Genomic DNA, 14,280 nt, shown 5'->3' with positions numbered 1-14,280 from the left:
TGGGAAGCCGCGGGTCAGAGCTGCTTGTCGATGAAGGCGAAGATCTCCTCGTCGGTCGCGGCGTCGAGTTGTACCGCGTCGGCGCGGGCGGCGGTGCCCATGCCGTCGAGGGCTGCCTGGAGTGCCGCCGCCACCCGTGCCCGCTCGTCGGCGTCCGCGTCCGCGAGCCGGGGGACGATCCGGTCGAGCGCCTCGCGGAGCAGGTCGGTCACGGACGGGGCCGACGAGGCGAGTTCGGCGACGAGCCGGTCCGCGAGCTGGGCGACCGTGGGATGGTCGAAGACCAGCGTGGCGGGGAGCTGGAGACCGCTCTCGGCGTTGAGCCTGTTCCGCAGCTCCACCCCGGTGAGGGAGTCGAAGCCCAGCTCGCTGAACGTCCGGTCCACGTCGATGTCCGAGGCGGACCCGTGCGCGAGCACCCGGGCCACCTGTGCCCGGACGTAGTCGACGGTCACCGGGCGGGCCTCCTCCCTGGAGAGCCCGTCGAGGCGTTCGGCGAGACCGGCGGACACGGGCGCGGCCGTGCTGTCCGTCTTGCGCGCGACCCGGACCAGGCCGCGCAGGACCACGGGCACCTCGCCGCCGTCCTCCGCGTGGGCGCGCAGCGCCGTGCGGTCCCAGCGGGCGGCCACCACCAGGGGGTCGCCCCCGGTCTCGCGGACGGCGGCGTCGAAGAGTTCGAGGCCCTGTTCGGCGGTCAGCGCCGTCACCCCGGAGCGGGCGAGGCGGACCTCGTCGGCGGCGGTGAGCCCGGCGCCCATCCCGGAGGGGGTGGCCCACAGCCCCCAGGCGACGGAGAGCGCGGGCAGTCCGGCGGCCCGCCGGTGGGCGGCGAGTGCTTCCAGGAACCCGTTGGCCGCCGCGTAGTTGCCCTGTCCCGCGTTGCCGAGGACGCCCGCGATGGACGAGAACAGCAGGAAGCTCCGTACGGGCATTCCGGCCGTCAGTTCGTGGAGCAGCCAGGCCGCGTCGACCTTCGGGCGGAAGACCGTGTCGATCCGCTCGGATGTCAGCTTCTCCAGCATGGTGTCGTCGAGCACACCGGCCGCGTGGACGACCGCGGTGAGCGGCTTGTCCCCGGGCAGGGACGCCAGCAGTGCGGTGAGCGGGCCGCGCTCGGACACATCGCAGGCCGCGACCCGGACCGAGGCGCCGAGCTCCTCCAGGCTCCGGACGAGCTCGCGCGCGCCGTCCGCCTCGATGCCCCGGCGTGAGGTCAGCAGCAGTTCGCGGACCCCCGACCGCTCGACCAGGCGGGTCGCGACGAGCGCTCCGAGCCCGCCCGTGCCGCCGGTCACGAGCACCGTGCCCGCGCCGAGGTCCGGCGCCGGATCGGGGGCCGGGGAGCGGCGTGCGACGCGCGGTACGCGCAGGGCGCCGTCCTCGACCAGGCACTGCCACTCCCCCGCGGCCATCGCGGCGGCCAGCAGGGAGCGGTCGGTGGCGGAGTCCGCCCTCGCGTCGGCCAGCGCGAACCGGCCGGGGTGCTCGATCGCGGCGGCCCGCACCAGGCCCCAGACCGCTCCGGCGGTCAGGGAGCGGTGGCCGGCCAGGAACACGACCCGGCAGTCCGCGAGCCGGTCGTCGGCGAGATGGCGCTGCATGATGTCCAGCGCGTGGCCGGTGACCGCGCGCACGGCGGCGGGCACATCGGCGTCGGCGTCCGCGTCCGCGCAGGGGACGGCCACGAACGCGGGCCGGGCGCAGGTCCCCGCGTCCACGGCGGCGGCCAGCTCCTCGAAGGTCGCGTAGCCGGGCAGTCCCGGTACGGGCTCCCCGACCACCGCCCAGCGGGCCGTGCCGTCGGGGGTGGCGAGGGGGAAGGGGGTCCAGTCGAGTCCATGGAATCCGGCGGGGCCCGCGGCGCCGCCCATCGAGGCGACGAGCGAGGCGACCGACACGGGGCGCACCCGCAGTTCACCGATGGTGAGCACCTCGGTGCCCGACACGTCGGCGGCCTCGACGGTGAGCCCGTCGGGTCCCGCCGGGGTCAGCCGCACCCGCAGCGCCGAGGCGCCCCGGGTGGCGAGCCGCACCCCGCCGAAGACGAACGGCAGCCGCAGTTCCGTGCCGTCGCCCTCGAAGAGGTACGGGTGGAACGCCGCGTCGAGGAGCGCCGGATGGAGGCCGAACCCCTCGTTCCGCGCGTCGGCCACCACCTCGACCTCGGCGTACAGTGCGTCGCCCTTGCGCCAGGCGGCGGTGACACCGCGGAACGCGGGTCCGTACGCGTAGCCCAGCTCGGCGAGCCGGTCGTAGGCGCCGTCGAAGGTGACGGGCACCGCGTCGGCGGGCGGCCATGCCTTCGCCCAGGGGACCGGGGCGGCGGCGGACGGGGCCGCCGAGAGGGAGCCGGAGGCGTGGGTCGTCCAGGTGTCGTCGCCGTCGGCGCGGGAGTACACCCGCACCGAACGGTCGGCGCCGTCCACCGCGACCTGGAGCGACAGGGCGCCCTCGGCCGGCAGGGTCAGCGGTGCCTCGAAGGTCAGCTCGTCCACCCGGTCGAACCCGGCCTGGCCGCCGGCCTCCAGCACCAGGTCGAGCAGGGCGGCTCCCGGTACCACCACGACACCGCCGATCACATGGTCGGCGAGCCACGGCAGATCGGCGAGCGCCAGCCGTCCGGTCGCCACCACCCCGCCGTCGGCGGCGACATCGACCGCGGCGGCGAGCAGCGGGTGGGTGGATTCCCGCAGTCCCGCGGCGGTGATCCCGCCCCGCGCGGGCGGGGCGATCAGCCAGTAGCGCTCACGGTCGAAGGCGTACGTCGGCAGGTCGACGGCCCTTCCGCCGGGCGCCGCCGCGGTCCAGTCGACATCGCTGCCGGTCACGAACGCCTCGGCCAGGCAGGCGAGCAGCGCCTCGGGCTCCCCGTACCCCTTGCGGTAGGTGGCCGCCACGGTCGCCGTCGTGTCGGGCAGGCATTCGCGGACCATCCCCGACAGCACGGGGCGCGGGCCGAGTTCGAGGTAGGTGCCGGTGTCCGCGTTCGCCAGGCGGTCGATCATCGGGCCGAACCGGACGGTGTTCCTGATCTGGTCCGTCCAGTAGGCGGGGTCGGACCATGACCGGTCGGGGCCCAGGTTCGTCTCGTGGTCCAGTCGGGGTTCGTGGAAGGTGAGGGCCGTCAGCCCGGCGGCGAACCCGTCGAGCATCGGCTCCATCAGCGGCGAGTGGAAGGCGTGGCTGACATCGAGGCGGCGGGTGCGCCTGCCGCGCTCGCGCCATCGCCCGGCCACGGCGAGGCAGGTGTCCTCGTCGCCCGAGAGCACCACACCGGCGGGGCCGTTGACGGCCGCCACGTCCACCAGATGGCCGATGCCGTCGAGTTCGGGGAGCACCTCGTCGTAGGACGCGGCCACGGCGACCATCGCTCCGCGCGCGGGCAGGGCCTGCATCAGCGCGCTGCGCGCGGTGATCAGTCTGGCGGCGTCGGCCAGGTCCCACACCCCGGCGAGGTGCGCGGCGGCGATCTCGCCGACGGAGTGGCCCGCCACCCGGTCCGGGGTCACACCGAAGGAGGTGAGGAGACGGAAGAGCGCCACCTGGTAGGCGAACAGGGCCGGCTGGGTGTAGTAGGTCCGGTCGAGCAGTTCGGCGTCCGCGCTGCCCTCGGCGGCCCACATCACCTCGCGCAGCGGGCGGTCGAGATGCGGGTCGAGCGCGGCGCACACCTCGTCGAGGGCGGCGGCGAAGACCGGGAAGGCGCGGTACAGGTCGCGTCCCATACCGGGGCGCTGGCCGCCCTGTCCGGTGAAGAGGAAGGCCGTGCGCGGCCCGCCGCGTGCGGTACCGACGGCGACGGGGGTGCCGGGGCGGTCGTCGAGGTGGCCCGCGAGGGCGTCCAGCAGTTCCGCGCGGGTGGTCCCCCACACGACGGCGCGGTGGTCGAAGCGGGCGCGGCTGGTGGTGAGCGAGTGGGCCACGTCCACGGGGTGGACCGTCCCGTCGGCGGCGACCCGGTCGTACAGCCGCCGCACCTGTTCGCGCAGGGACGCCGCGGTCCGCCCGCTGATCGCCCACGCGGTCGTGGTGTCCGGTCGGGGCGCCGTCCCGGCGGGGTCGGGCGGGGTGTCCGCGGGCTCTTCGAGGACGACATGCGCGTTGGTGCCGCTGATCCCGAACGACGACACGGCGGCCCGGCGGGGTTCGTCGCCGCGGCGCTCCCAGGGGCGCGCTTCGGTGAGGAGTTCCACCGCGCCGGACGCCCAGTCCACATGGTGGGAGGGTTCGGAGACGTGCAGGGTGCGCGGCATCACGCCGTGCCGCATCGCCATGAGCATCTTGATGATGCCCGCGACGCCCGCCGCCGCCTGGGTGTGCCCGATGTTCGACTTCGCGGAGCCGAGGCGCAGCGGCCGGTCGGCGGGCCGGTCGCGGCCGTAGGTCGCGAGGATGGCGTGCGCCTCGATCGGGTCGCCGAGGGGTGTGCCCGTGCCGTGGGCCTCCACCACGTCGACGTCCTGGGTCTCCAGCCGCGCGTCGGCGAGGCTCTGGAGGATGACCCGTTCCTGGGAGGGGCCGTTGGGCGCGGTCATGCCGTTGCTCGCGCCGTCCTGGTTGACGGCGATCCCCTTGATGACGCCGTGCACCCGGTGTCCGTTGCGCCGCGCGTCGGAGAGCCGTTCCAGGAGCAGCACGCCCGCGCCCTCGGCCCATACGGCGCCGTCGGCGTCGGTGGAGAACGACTTGCAGACGCCGTCGGGGGCGAGCGCGCGCTGCCGGGAGAACGCCACGAACGAGTCGGGGGTCGCCATCACCGTGATGCCGCCCGCGAGGGCCGTGGCGCACTCACCGCCACGCAGCGCCTGCACGGCGAGGTTGATGGCGACCAGGGACGACGAGCACGCGGTGTCGAGGGTGACCGCGGGCCCTTCCAGGCCGAAGGTGTACGCGACCCGGCCCGACAGGACGCTGGGGGCACTGGAGATCAGCAGGGTGCCGTCCATGTCGTCGGGCATCCGCCCGAGGAACTGCGTCGAGTAGTAGTCGTACATCATCCCGGTGTAGACGCCGGTTCTGCTGCCGCGCGCCGACGCGGGATCGATGCCGGCGCTCTCGAACGCCTCCCAGCTGATCTCCAGGAGCAGCCGGTGGTGGGGGTCGGTCGCGAGGGCGTTGCGCGGGCTCATCTGGAAGAAGGGGGCGTCGAACTCGCCGGCGTCGTGCAGGAACCCACCGCGCCGGGTGTAGGTGGTGCCCGGCTTCTCGGGGTCGGGGTCGTACAGCTTCTCCAGGTCCCAGCCCCGGTCGGTGGGGAAGGCGCCCACGCCCTCCCGCCCGTCCTCGACAAGGTCCCAGAGGTCCTGGGGGCCGTTCACCCCGCCGGGGTAGCGGCAGGCCATGCCGATGACGGCGATGGGTTCGTGCTTGCGGGCGTCGTTCTCCGCCAGGCGGCGGCGGGTGTCGGCGAGGTCCAGGGTCGCCCGCTTGAGATAGTCACGCAGTCTGTCTTCGCCGGCCATCGCTGCATCCCTCGCGTCAGAGTCGGTTGTCGATGAATCGGAAGAGCTCTTCGTCCGAGGCGGCGTCGAGCTGCGGCAGGGAGTCGTCCTCGCCGGGGGGCGCGGTGAGTCGCCGGAGGGCCGCTTCGAGAGCCGCCGTGACCCTGGCGCGCTCGCCGGACGCTTCGTCGGAGGCGTCGAGCCGCACGGTGACGGCATCGAGCGCTTCCCGGAGCAGTTCGTCGGCCGCCGGTGGCGCGGGGGCCAGTTCGCCGAGCAGGTAGTCGGCGAGCTCCGACACGGTGGGGATGCTGAAGACGAGCGTCGCCGGGAGCGGCAGTCCGGTGGCGGTGCGGAGCCGGTTGCGCAGTTCGACGGAGGTCAGCGAGTCGACGCCCAGATCGCTGAAGGGGCGTTCCAGTCCGATGTCGGCGGCGGAGTCGTGCCCGAGCGCGACCGCGACCTGGCCGCGTACGAGGTCGAGGACCACGGTGCGGGCCGCCGCCCTGTCGAGCCCCGCCAGCCTGGCCGCCAGGGCGCCACCGGCCGGGGGCGCGCCGTCCGTCCGGGGGGTGCCCGTCCGAACGGCGCCGCCGGGAGCGGCGGTCCTCGCGCGGCGCGCGGCGGGGACCAGGTCGCGCAGGACCGCGGGGATCGCGTCGTCGCCCGCGGCGGCCCGTGCGCGCAGCGCGGCCGTCTCCCAGCGGGAGGCGACCAGCAGCGCGTCAGGGGCCCCGCGCAAGGCCGTGTCCAGGAGGTCCAGGCCCTGTTCGCGGCTCAGCATCCCGACGCCGCCCGCCGTCAGCCGGGAGATGTCGGCCGCCGTGAGTCCGGCGGCCATCCCGGTGTCCGACCAGGGGCCCCAGGCGACCGAGACGCCGGGCAGTCCGAGGCCGCGGCGGTGTGCGGCCAGGGCGTCCAGGAAGGCGTTCGCCGCGGCGTAGTTGGCCTGTCCCGCGTTGCCGACCACCCCGGCGACCGAGGAGAACAGCACGAACAGGCGCAGCGGCAGGGTGCTGGTGAGCTCGTGGAGCAGCCAGCCCGCCTCCGTCTTGGGCGCCAGCACCGGGTCGAGCCGTTCGGGGGAGAGTCCTTGGAGGGTGGTGTCGTCCAGCACGCCCGCGGCGTGGACCACCCCGACGAGCGGCCGGTCCGCGGGCAGCGACGCGAGCAGCTTCGTCACGGCCGGGCGGTCGGTGACGTCGCACGACTCGATCCTGACCGTGGCGCCGAGCTCCATCAGGGCGGCGGCGAGTTCCCCGGTGCCGGGCGCCGCCGTTCCCCTGCGGGACGTCAGCAGCAGATGGCGCACCCCGTGGTGGCTCACGAGCCGGGCCGCGGTGAGCGCGCCGAGGCCGCTCGTACCGCCCGTGACGAGCACGGTGCCGTCCGCCAGGCCGGAGTCGGGTACGTCGCCCGGCCCGCCTTCGTCGGGGGCCGCGCCGGGCGTACGGGCTACCCGGGGCACCAGGATCTGTCCGTCCTGTACGGCGATCTGGGGTTCGTCCGCGTCGAGCGCGGCGGCCAGCAGCGCCCATTGCCCCGGGCGGTCCGCTCCGACATCGGCGAGGACGAAGCGGCCCGGGTGCTCGGTCTGCGCCGATCTGACCAGGCCCCATACCGGGGCGTCGGCCAGTGCCGTGCGGGAGGCGGCGAGGACCAGCCGGGACTCGGCGAACCTTTCGTCGCCCAGCCACTGCTGCATCGCGTCCACGATGTCGTAGAGCGTCCGCCCCACCGCGTACGCCGGGTCCTCGGCCGCGTCGTCGGGGTCCGGGAGGTACGGCACGACGACGACGGACGGCGCGGGGCCCGCCGACGGTTCGGCCGCCGAGGAGAGTTCGTAGTGGAGCGGCGCGCTGATCCCGTCGTCCCCCAGTGCCCGGGAGATCCCCTCGGCGCGCGGGTCGGTCCCGACGACGGCCCACCGGCGTGCGGCGAGGTCGTCGCGCGAGGGCACGGTGAACTGCCTGGCGACCCAGTCGATCCGGTACGGGCCGCCCTGGGGCGCGGGCAGCACACTGTCCTTCGGCACCCGGCGCAGGGTCAGTTCGTCGACCCCGCCGCACCATCGCCCTTCCTCGTCGTGCAGGGCCAGCGCGTGCCCGCCACCGGCCGACGGGGTCAGCCGTACGCGCAGCAGGGCGGCCCCGCGGGTCGCCGTGCGCACGCCCGACCAGGAGAAGGGCAGCAGCAGCCCGGTGTCGTCGGGGCTGTCGGCGGCGTCGAGCACCAGGAGGTGCAGGGCCGCGTCGAGCAGCGCCGGGTGCAGCGTGAAGTCCGCCGCGCCGGCCTCCGTCTCCTCGGGCAGCCGGACCTCGGCGTACAGCCCGGCACCGTCACGCCAGGCCGCGGTGAGCCCCCGGAAGGCGGGACCGTAGGTGTAGGACGCGTCGGTGAGCCGTTCGTAGGCGCCAGTCAGATCGACCGGGGTGGCGCCCGGGGGCGGCCACTCGGTGAGCGGAGGGGTCCGCGTGTCGCCGCCGGCGGGGGCCAGCGTGCCGCTCGCGTGACGGCTCCAGCCCGTCCCGGGTTCGTCGGCGGGGCGGGCGTGGACGGCGAGCGCGCGCCGCCCGTCGTCATCGGCGCCGCCGACGGTGACCTGGATCTCCACCGTGCCGTGCTCCGGCAGCGGCAGCGGTGCCTCCAGGGTCAGTTCGGCGACCGGTCCGGCGCCGGACACGGCCGCCGCCTCCAGGGCGAGTTCCACGAACGCGGTCCCCGGCAGCAGCACGGCGTCGCCCACGGTGTGGTCGGCGAGCCAGGGCGCGGCGGTGCGCGAGAGCCGCCCGCAGAGCAGGAACCCGTCCTCGCCCGCCAGCTCGACGACGGTGTCGAGCAGCGGGTGCTCCGTGGCCCCGGCGGGCCGGACGGGGTCGGCGCCGTCCAGCCAGAACCTGCGCCGGTCGAACGCGTACGTCGGCGGCTCGACCCGGCGCCGTACCGGCCCGAGGACGGCGCCCCACGCGATGGGGGCGCCCTGGACGTACGCCTGGGCGGCGGCCTTGAGGAACTGGTGCCGGTCCCCCGCGCCGCGTCGCAGCGAACCGACGGAGCCGCCCGCCATGTGCGCGCTCTCCAGGATCTCCTGGACCGCGCCCGCCAGGATCGGATGCGGGCTCACCTCGATGAACAGCGGGTTGGCGTACTCGTGGAACGCGCGGACGGCCGCGTCGAACCGGACCTCGCCCGCGAGGCTGCGGTACCAGTACTCGGTGGTCATCGTCGTACCGGGGACGAAGCCGCCCTCGCAGGAGGAGCAGATCGCGGTCATGGCGTCCGTCGGCTTCAACGTGCCGATGCGGTCGATGAGTTCGTCGCGTACGGCGGCCATGTGCGGGGTGTGGGAGGCGTAGTCGAGGGCCGTGCGCCGCAACCGCACGGTGTCGCCCCACTTGGCGGTGAACTCGTCCATCGCGGTCGGGTCACCGGCGATCACGGTGCTCGAAGGCCCGTTGTCCACCGCCACCCACAGCTTGTCCGCCCAGGGCGTGAGCCGCTCCCGCACCTGGTCGACGGGCAGCGCCACCGACAGCACACCACCGGTGCCGTCGAGCGCGGACAGCACCTGACTGCGCAGCGCCGCGACCTTCGCGGCGTCGTCCAGGGAGAGCGCGCCCGAGACGTACGCGGCGGCGATCTCGCCCTGCGAGTGCCCGACCACCGCCGCGGGCTCGATACCGGCGGCGCGCCACATCTCGGCGAGCGCGACCATCAGCGCGAACAGGACCGGCTGGATGACCTGGGAGCCTTCGAGCGCGGGAGCGCCGTCGGCCGAGCTCAGCACGTCCCGTACGGACCAGCCGGTGTACGGGGCCAGCGCCTCGTCGCAGCGCTTCAGATGGGTGGCGAACACGGGGTCGTCCGCCAGCAGGCCGGCCGCCATACCGGGCCATTGGGCGCCCTGGCCGGGGAAGAGGAACACCGGTTGCGCGTCCGTCCCGGCGACCCCGGCCGACAGCGCGGTGTGCGGGGTGCCCGCCGCGAGCGCGGCCAGCGCCCCGGTCAGTTCCGTGCGGTTCGCGGCGACCACCACGGCCCGGTGGGCGAAGGACGGCCGACGGGCCAGCTGGGGTCCGGTCGCGGCCAGTTCACCGTCGGAGGCCGCCGCCGCGTAGGCGCGCAGCCGCTCGCCCTGCGCACGCAGCGACGCGGCGGACCGGGCCGAGACGACCCACACCAGGGGCCCTTCCGCGGATTCCCCGCCCGCACGCTCGCCCACGTCCTCGCCCGCGTGCTCGCTCAGCGGTTCGGCTCGTGTCGCGGGTTCGGCAGGTGTCGCGGGGGCGGATTCCAGGACGAGGTGGGCGTTGGTGCCGCTGATGCCGAAGCTGGACACCGCGGCGCGCAGCGGCCGTTCGCCGGGCGTCCACGCGCGTTCCTCGGTCAGCAGCCGCACCCGGCCGGCCGCCCAGTCGACGGCGGCGGTGGGTTCGTCCACGTGCAGCGTGCGCGGCAGGGTTCCGTGCCGCATCGCCATCACCATCTTGATGACGCCCGCCACCCCGGCGGCGGCCTGGGTGTGACCGATGTTCGACTTCACCGAGCCCAGCCAGAGCGAGGACCCGTCCCGCCGGTCCTGCCCGTACGTCGCCAGGATCGCGTCGGCCTCGATCGGGTCGCCGAGCGCCGTGCCCGTGCCGTGCGCCTCGACCGCGTCGACCTCCGCCGGGGTGAGCCGCGCGTCGGCGAGGGCCTGCCGGATGACCTGCTCCTGCGCCTCGCCGTTGGGCGCGGTCAGGCCGTTGCTCGCGCCGTCCTGGTTGACCGCGACACCGCGGATCACCGCGAGCACGGGGTGCCCGTTGCGGCGCGCGTCCGACAGCCGTTCCAGCAGCAGCACACCGCTGCCCTCGGCGAACGCGGTGCCGTCCGCCGACGCGGCGAACGCCTTGGCGCGGCCGTCGGCCGCGAGACCGTTCTGTCTGCTGAACTCCACGAGGTTGCCCGGGTTGGCCATCACCGTCACACCGCCGGCCAGCGCCAGCGAGCAGTCACCGCGGCGCAGCGCCTGGGTCGCGAGCTGGACGGCCACCAGCGAGGACGAGCATGCGGTGTCGACGGTGAGCGCCGGACCCCGCAGACCGAAGGTGTACGCGATACGTCCCGACGCCACGCTGAGCGCCGTCCCGGTGAGCAGATGGCCGTCCACGCCGCCGCCCGGCCGGTGCAGCCGGGGGCCGTAGTCCGTGGACATGGCGCCGACGAACACCCCGGTCCGCGAGCCCGCCAGCGAGGCGGGGTCGATACCGGCGCGCTCGACGGCCTCCCACGCCGTCTCCAGCAGCAGCCGCTGCTGCGGGTCCATCGCCAGCGCCTCGCGCGGACTCAGACCGAAGAACGCCGCGTCGAACGTGTCCGCGTCGTGCACGAAACCGCCGTGGCGCGTCGCGCAGGTGCCGGGACGGCCGGGACCCGCGCCGTGCAGCGCGTCCAGGTCCCAGCCGCGGTCGGCGGGCAGCGGCGAGATCGCGTCGGTGCCGTCGGCGACCAGCCGCCACAGATCGTCGGGGGACGCCACGTCACCGGGGTAGCGGCAGCCCATCGAGACGATGACGACGGGGTCGTCGTCCGGCGTGCCGCCCGCCGGGGCCCCGGCCGCGTGCGTCGTTCCCGGGGTCGCTCCGCTGACCCGGTCGCGCAGATGTCCCGCCAGGCGTTCCGGCGTGGGGAAGTTGAAGAGCACCGTCGTGGGCAGCCGCAGCCCGGTCGACGACTGGAGCCTGTTGCGCAGTTCCACCGACCCGGCCGAGTCGAGTCCGAGTTCCTTGAAGGTCAGCGACGGGTCCAGCTCACCGCTGTCGGCGTGCCCGAGGACCGCCGCTGCGGTCGCGGTCACCAGGTCGCGCAGTTCGGCGCGGGACAGGGCGGGCGGCCCGGCCACGGCCTCGTCGGACGGTGTGTCCTGCGGCCCGGCCGGAGCCGTCCCGGTGGGGGACGCGGCGCGCGGCGATGCGGCGCCCAGCCAGTGCCGCCGCCGCTGGAACGCGTACGTCGGCAGGTCCGTCGTCCGGGCCCCCGGTACGGCGCAGTGGATGTCCCAGTCGATGGCGGCGCCCGCGGTGAACGCCTCCGCGACGCTCCGCAGGAAGCGGTCCGGGCCGCCGTCGTCGCGCCGGAGCGTGCCGACGACCGCCGCGTCGCGCTCGGCCTCCTCCACTGTCTCCTCGATACCGCCGACCAGCACCGGATGCGGGCTGCACTCGACGAACAGCGCGCAGTCGCGGGCCAGCGCCTGCCGGGTGGCGTCCATGAACCGCACGGGGCGGCGCAGGCTGCGGAACCAGTAGTCGGCGTCCAGCCCGGCGGTGTCCATCGCCTCCCCGGTCAGCGTGGAGAGGAACGGCGTGGCCGTCGACACGGGCCTGATCGGCGCCAGCGCGTCGAGGATCTCGTCACGCAGTCCGTCGACGGCCGCGGAGTGCGAGGCGTAGCCGACGGGGAGGAGCTTGGTGCGGTAGCCGTCGGCGTCCAGCGAGGCGCGGAGCGCTTCGAGCCCTCGGGCCGTGCCGGACACGACGACGGAACGCGGGCCGTTCAGCGCGGCGATGCCGACCCCGTCCACCGAGGCCAGCCGCTCGGTGACCACGTCGGCGGGTGCGCCGACCGACATCATGCCGCCGCCGGACAGCCGTCGGATCGCCCGGCTGCGCAGGGCCACCACCCGGGCCCCGTCGTCCACCGACAGCGCGCCGATGGACGTCGCCGCGGCGATCTCGCCCTGGGAGTGGCCGATGACCATGCCCGGCTCGAAGCCGTGCGCGCGCCACAGTTCGGCCAGTGACACCAGGACCGCCCACAGCGCGGGCTGGACCACGTCGACCCGGTCGAGGCCGGGAGCGCCGGGCGCTGCGCGCAGTACGTCCAGCAGGGCGAAGTCCGTGTGCGGTTCAAGGGCCCGCGCGCACCGCGCGAGCTGTTCGGTGAACGCGGAGGGGCCGTCGTCGAGCAGGGCGCGGGCCATCTGAGGCCATTGCGAGCCCTGGCCGGGGAAGACAAGGGCGTGCGGTCCCGCCACGGCCCTGCCGCGCACCACCGATCCGCCGGGCCGGCCGGCCGCGAGGGAGTCGACACCCGCCAGCAGCTCGTCCCGGCCGGAGCCGAGGACGACGGCCCGGTGCTCGAACGTGGCGCGGGTACGGACGAGGGAGAGCGCCACATCGGCGGCCCCGGTCCCCGGCCGTTCCACCAGATGCGCGGACAGCCGCGCCGCCTGTGCGCCGAGGGCCGCCGCCGAGCGGGCGGAGAGCACCCAGGGCCCGCCCTCACCGGGCGCTTGCTCCCCGGTGTCCGTGTCATGGGTGGGCGGCTCGGCCAGTACCAGATGGCAGTTGGTGCCGCCCATCCCGAAGGAGCTGACACCGGCGATCAGACGCCCCTCGCGCGCGGGCCACCGCCGGGCGGCACGCACGACGTCCAACCGCAGTTCGGCGAGCGGGATACGGGGGTTGGGCGTCTCGAAGTTCAGACTGGGCGCGAGCAGGCGGTTCTTGATACTGAGGACGACCTTGAGCAGCCCGGCGATGCCCGCCGCGCCCTCCAGATGGCCGATGTTGGTCTTCGCCGAACCGACCAGCAGCTCACCGCCCTCGGGCCTGCCCGCGCCGAGCGCGGCACCCAGCGCCGCCGCCTCGACCGGGTCACCGACCTTCGTCCCCGTACCGTGCAGCTCCACGTACCGCACCTCGGCGGGATCGACCCCGGCCCGCCGGCAGGCGAGTCGTACGACCTCCTCCTGCGCGCGTCCGCTCGGTACGGTGAGCCCCTCGCCGCCGCCGTCGTTGTTGACCGCTCCGCCCAGGATCACGCTGTGCACGGTGTCGCCGTCCGCGAGCGCGGCCGACAGCGGCTTCAGCACGACCAGCCCGCCGCCCTCGCCCCGCACGAATCCGTTCGCCCGGCTGTCGAACGTGTAGCAGCGGCCGTCGGGCGACAGCGCGCCGAACCTGCCGACGGCCTCATCGCTCTCCGGGACGAGATTGAGATGGACGCCGCCCGCGATGGCCACCTCCGCGTCGCCGCGCCGCAGCGCCTCGCACGCGGTCTGGACGGCGAGCAGCGAGGAGCACTGCCCCGCGTCGAGCGTCAGACTGGGGCCGCGCAGTCCGAAGCGGTACGACACCCGGTTGGCGATGAGGCCGCGCTGCACACCGGTCATGGTGTGCGCGGTCATCCCGTCGGTGCCGAGGCGGTCATGGAGGTTCGCGTAGTCATGGGCGATGGCGCCGACGAAGACCCCGGCCGGGGAGTCCCGCAGCGCGGCCGGGGTCATCCGCGCGTGTTCGAAGGCCTCCCAGGCCAGTTCGAGCACGAGGCGCTGCTGGGGGTCCATCGCGGCGGCCTCGTTCGGCGAGATGTTGAAGAAGGCCGCGTCGAAGGTGTCCACGTCGTCGAGGAAGCCCGCCCTGCGCCGGCCGCCGGCCGTACCGGCGGCGCGGCGGCTCCCGGCCGCCTCGGTCACGGCGTCCCCGCCCTCGCTGAGCAGCCGCCAGTAGGCACCGGGGTCGGCCGCTCCGGGAAGCCGGCACGCCATCCCGACGATCGCCACCGGCTCGTCGGGTACGGAACGGCCCTGGAGAGGATTCGTCGATGCATCCATGCGAAGTGTCACCTCGGGAATCGCCGCGCGAAAGGTTCACGGAAGAGCGCTTGCCACCGCCGTCCAGTCCTCCTGACGGCCCCGGACCGACCGGCCCCGCCGCCCCGGTACGCCCGGGGTCCGGGCCGGCGACGACCCCGGCCCTCCGTCCGGCGGGAGTTCCCGGGCACCCGGAACCTCTCCTGCCCGTGGACGACGGCGCCGAGGTGCCCCGGGCACGCCGGGGGACGGCACCGG

The 14,280-nt window shown here is 75.0% G+C and carries 2 protein-coding genes; both read right to left on the bottom strand.

The annotated features are described in order from the left end of the window. Window positions 1-14: 14 nt before the first annotated feature. The gene (locus tag OG711_RS36060; RefSeq protein ID WP_405675094.1) at window positions 15-5,447 is read right to left on the bottom strand and encodes a type I polyketide synthase; all 5,433 of its coding nucleotides are present in this window, start codon (window positions 5,445-5,447) and stop codon (window positions 15-17) included. Between the two features lie 34 nt (window positions 5,448-5,481). Next, window positions 5,482-14,043: a type I polyketide synthase gene (locus tag OG711_RS36055; protein ID WP_329562956.1), complete on the bottom strand. Its 8,562-nt coding sequence runs from the start codon at window positions 14,041-14,043 to the stop codon at window positions 5,482-5,484. Between the last annotated feature and the right edge of the window lie 237 nt (window positions 14,044-14,280).

The sequence above is a fragment of the Streptomyces uncialis genome, assembly GCF_036250755.1.
Taxonomy (GTDB): Bacteria; Actinomycetota; Actinomycetes; order Streptomycetales; family Streptomycetaceae; genus Streptomyces; species Streptomyces uncialis.
Note: the sequence above shows the minus strand (reverse complement) of the source record. Positions and strands in the feature narration are given on the sequence as shown.

Coding starts and splice junctions, on each gene's coding strand:
- OG711_RS36055 (WP_329562956.1), bottom strand. CDS start 14,043: ATGGATGCATCGACGAATCCTCTCCAGGGCCGTTCCGTACCCGACGAG.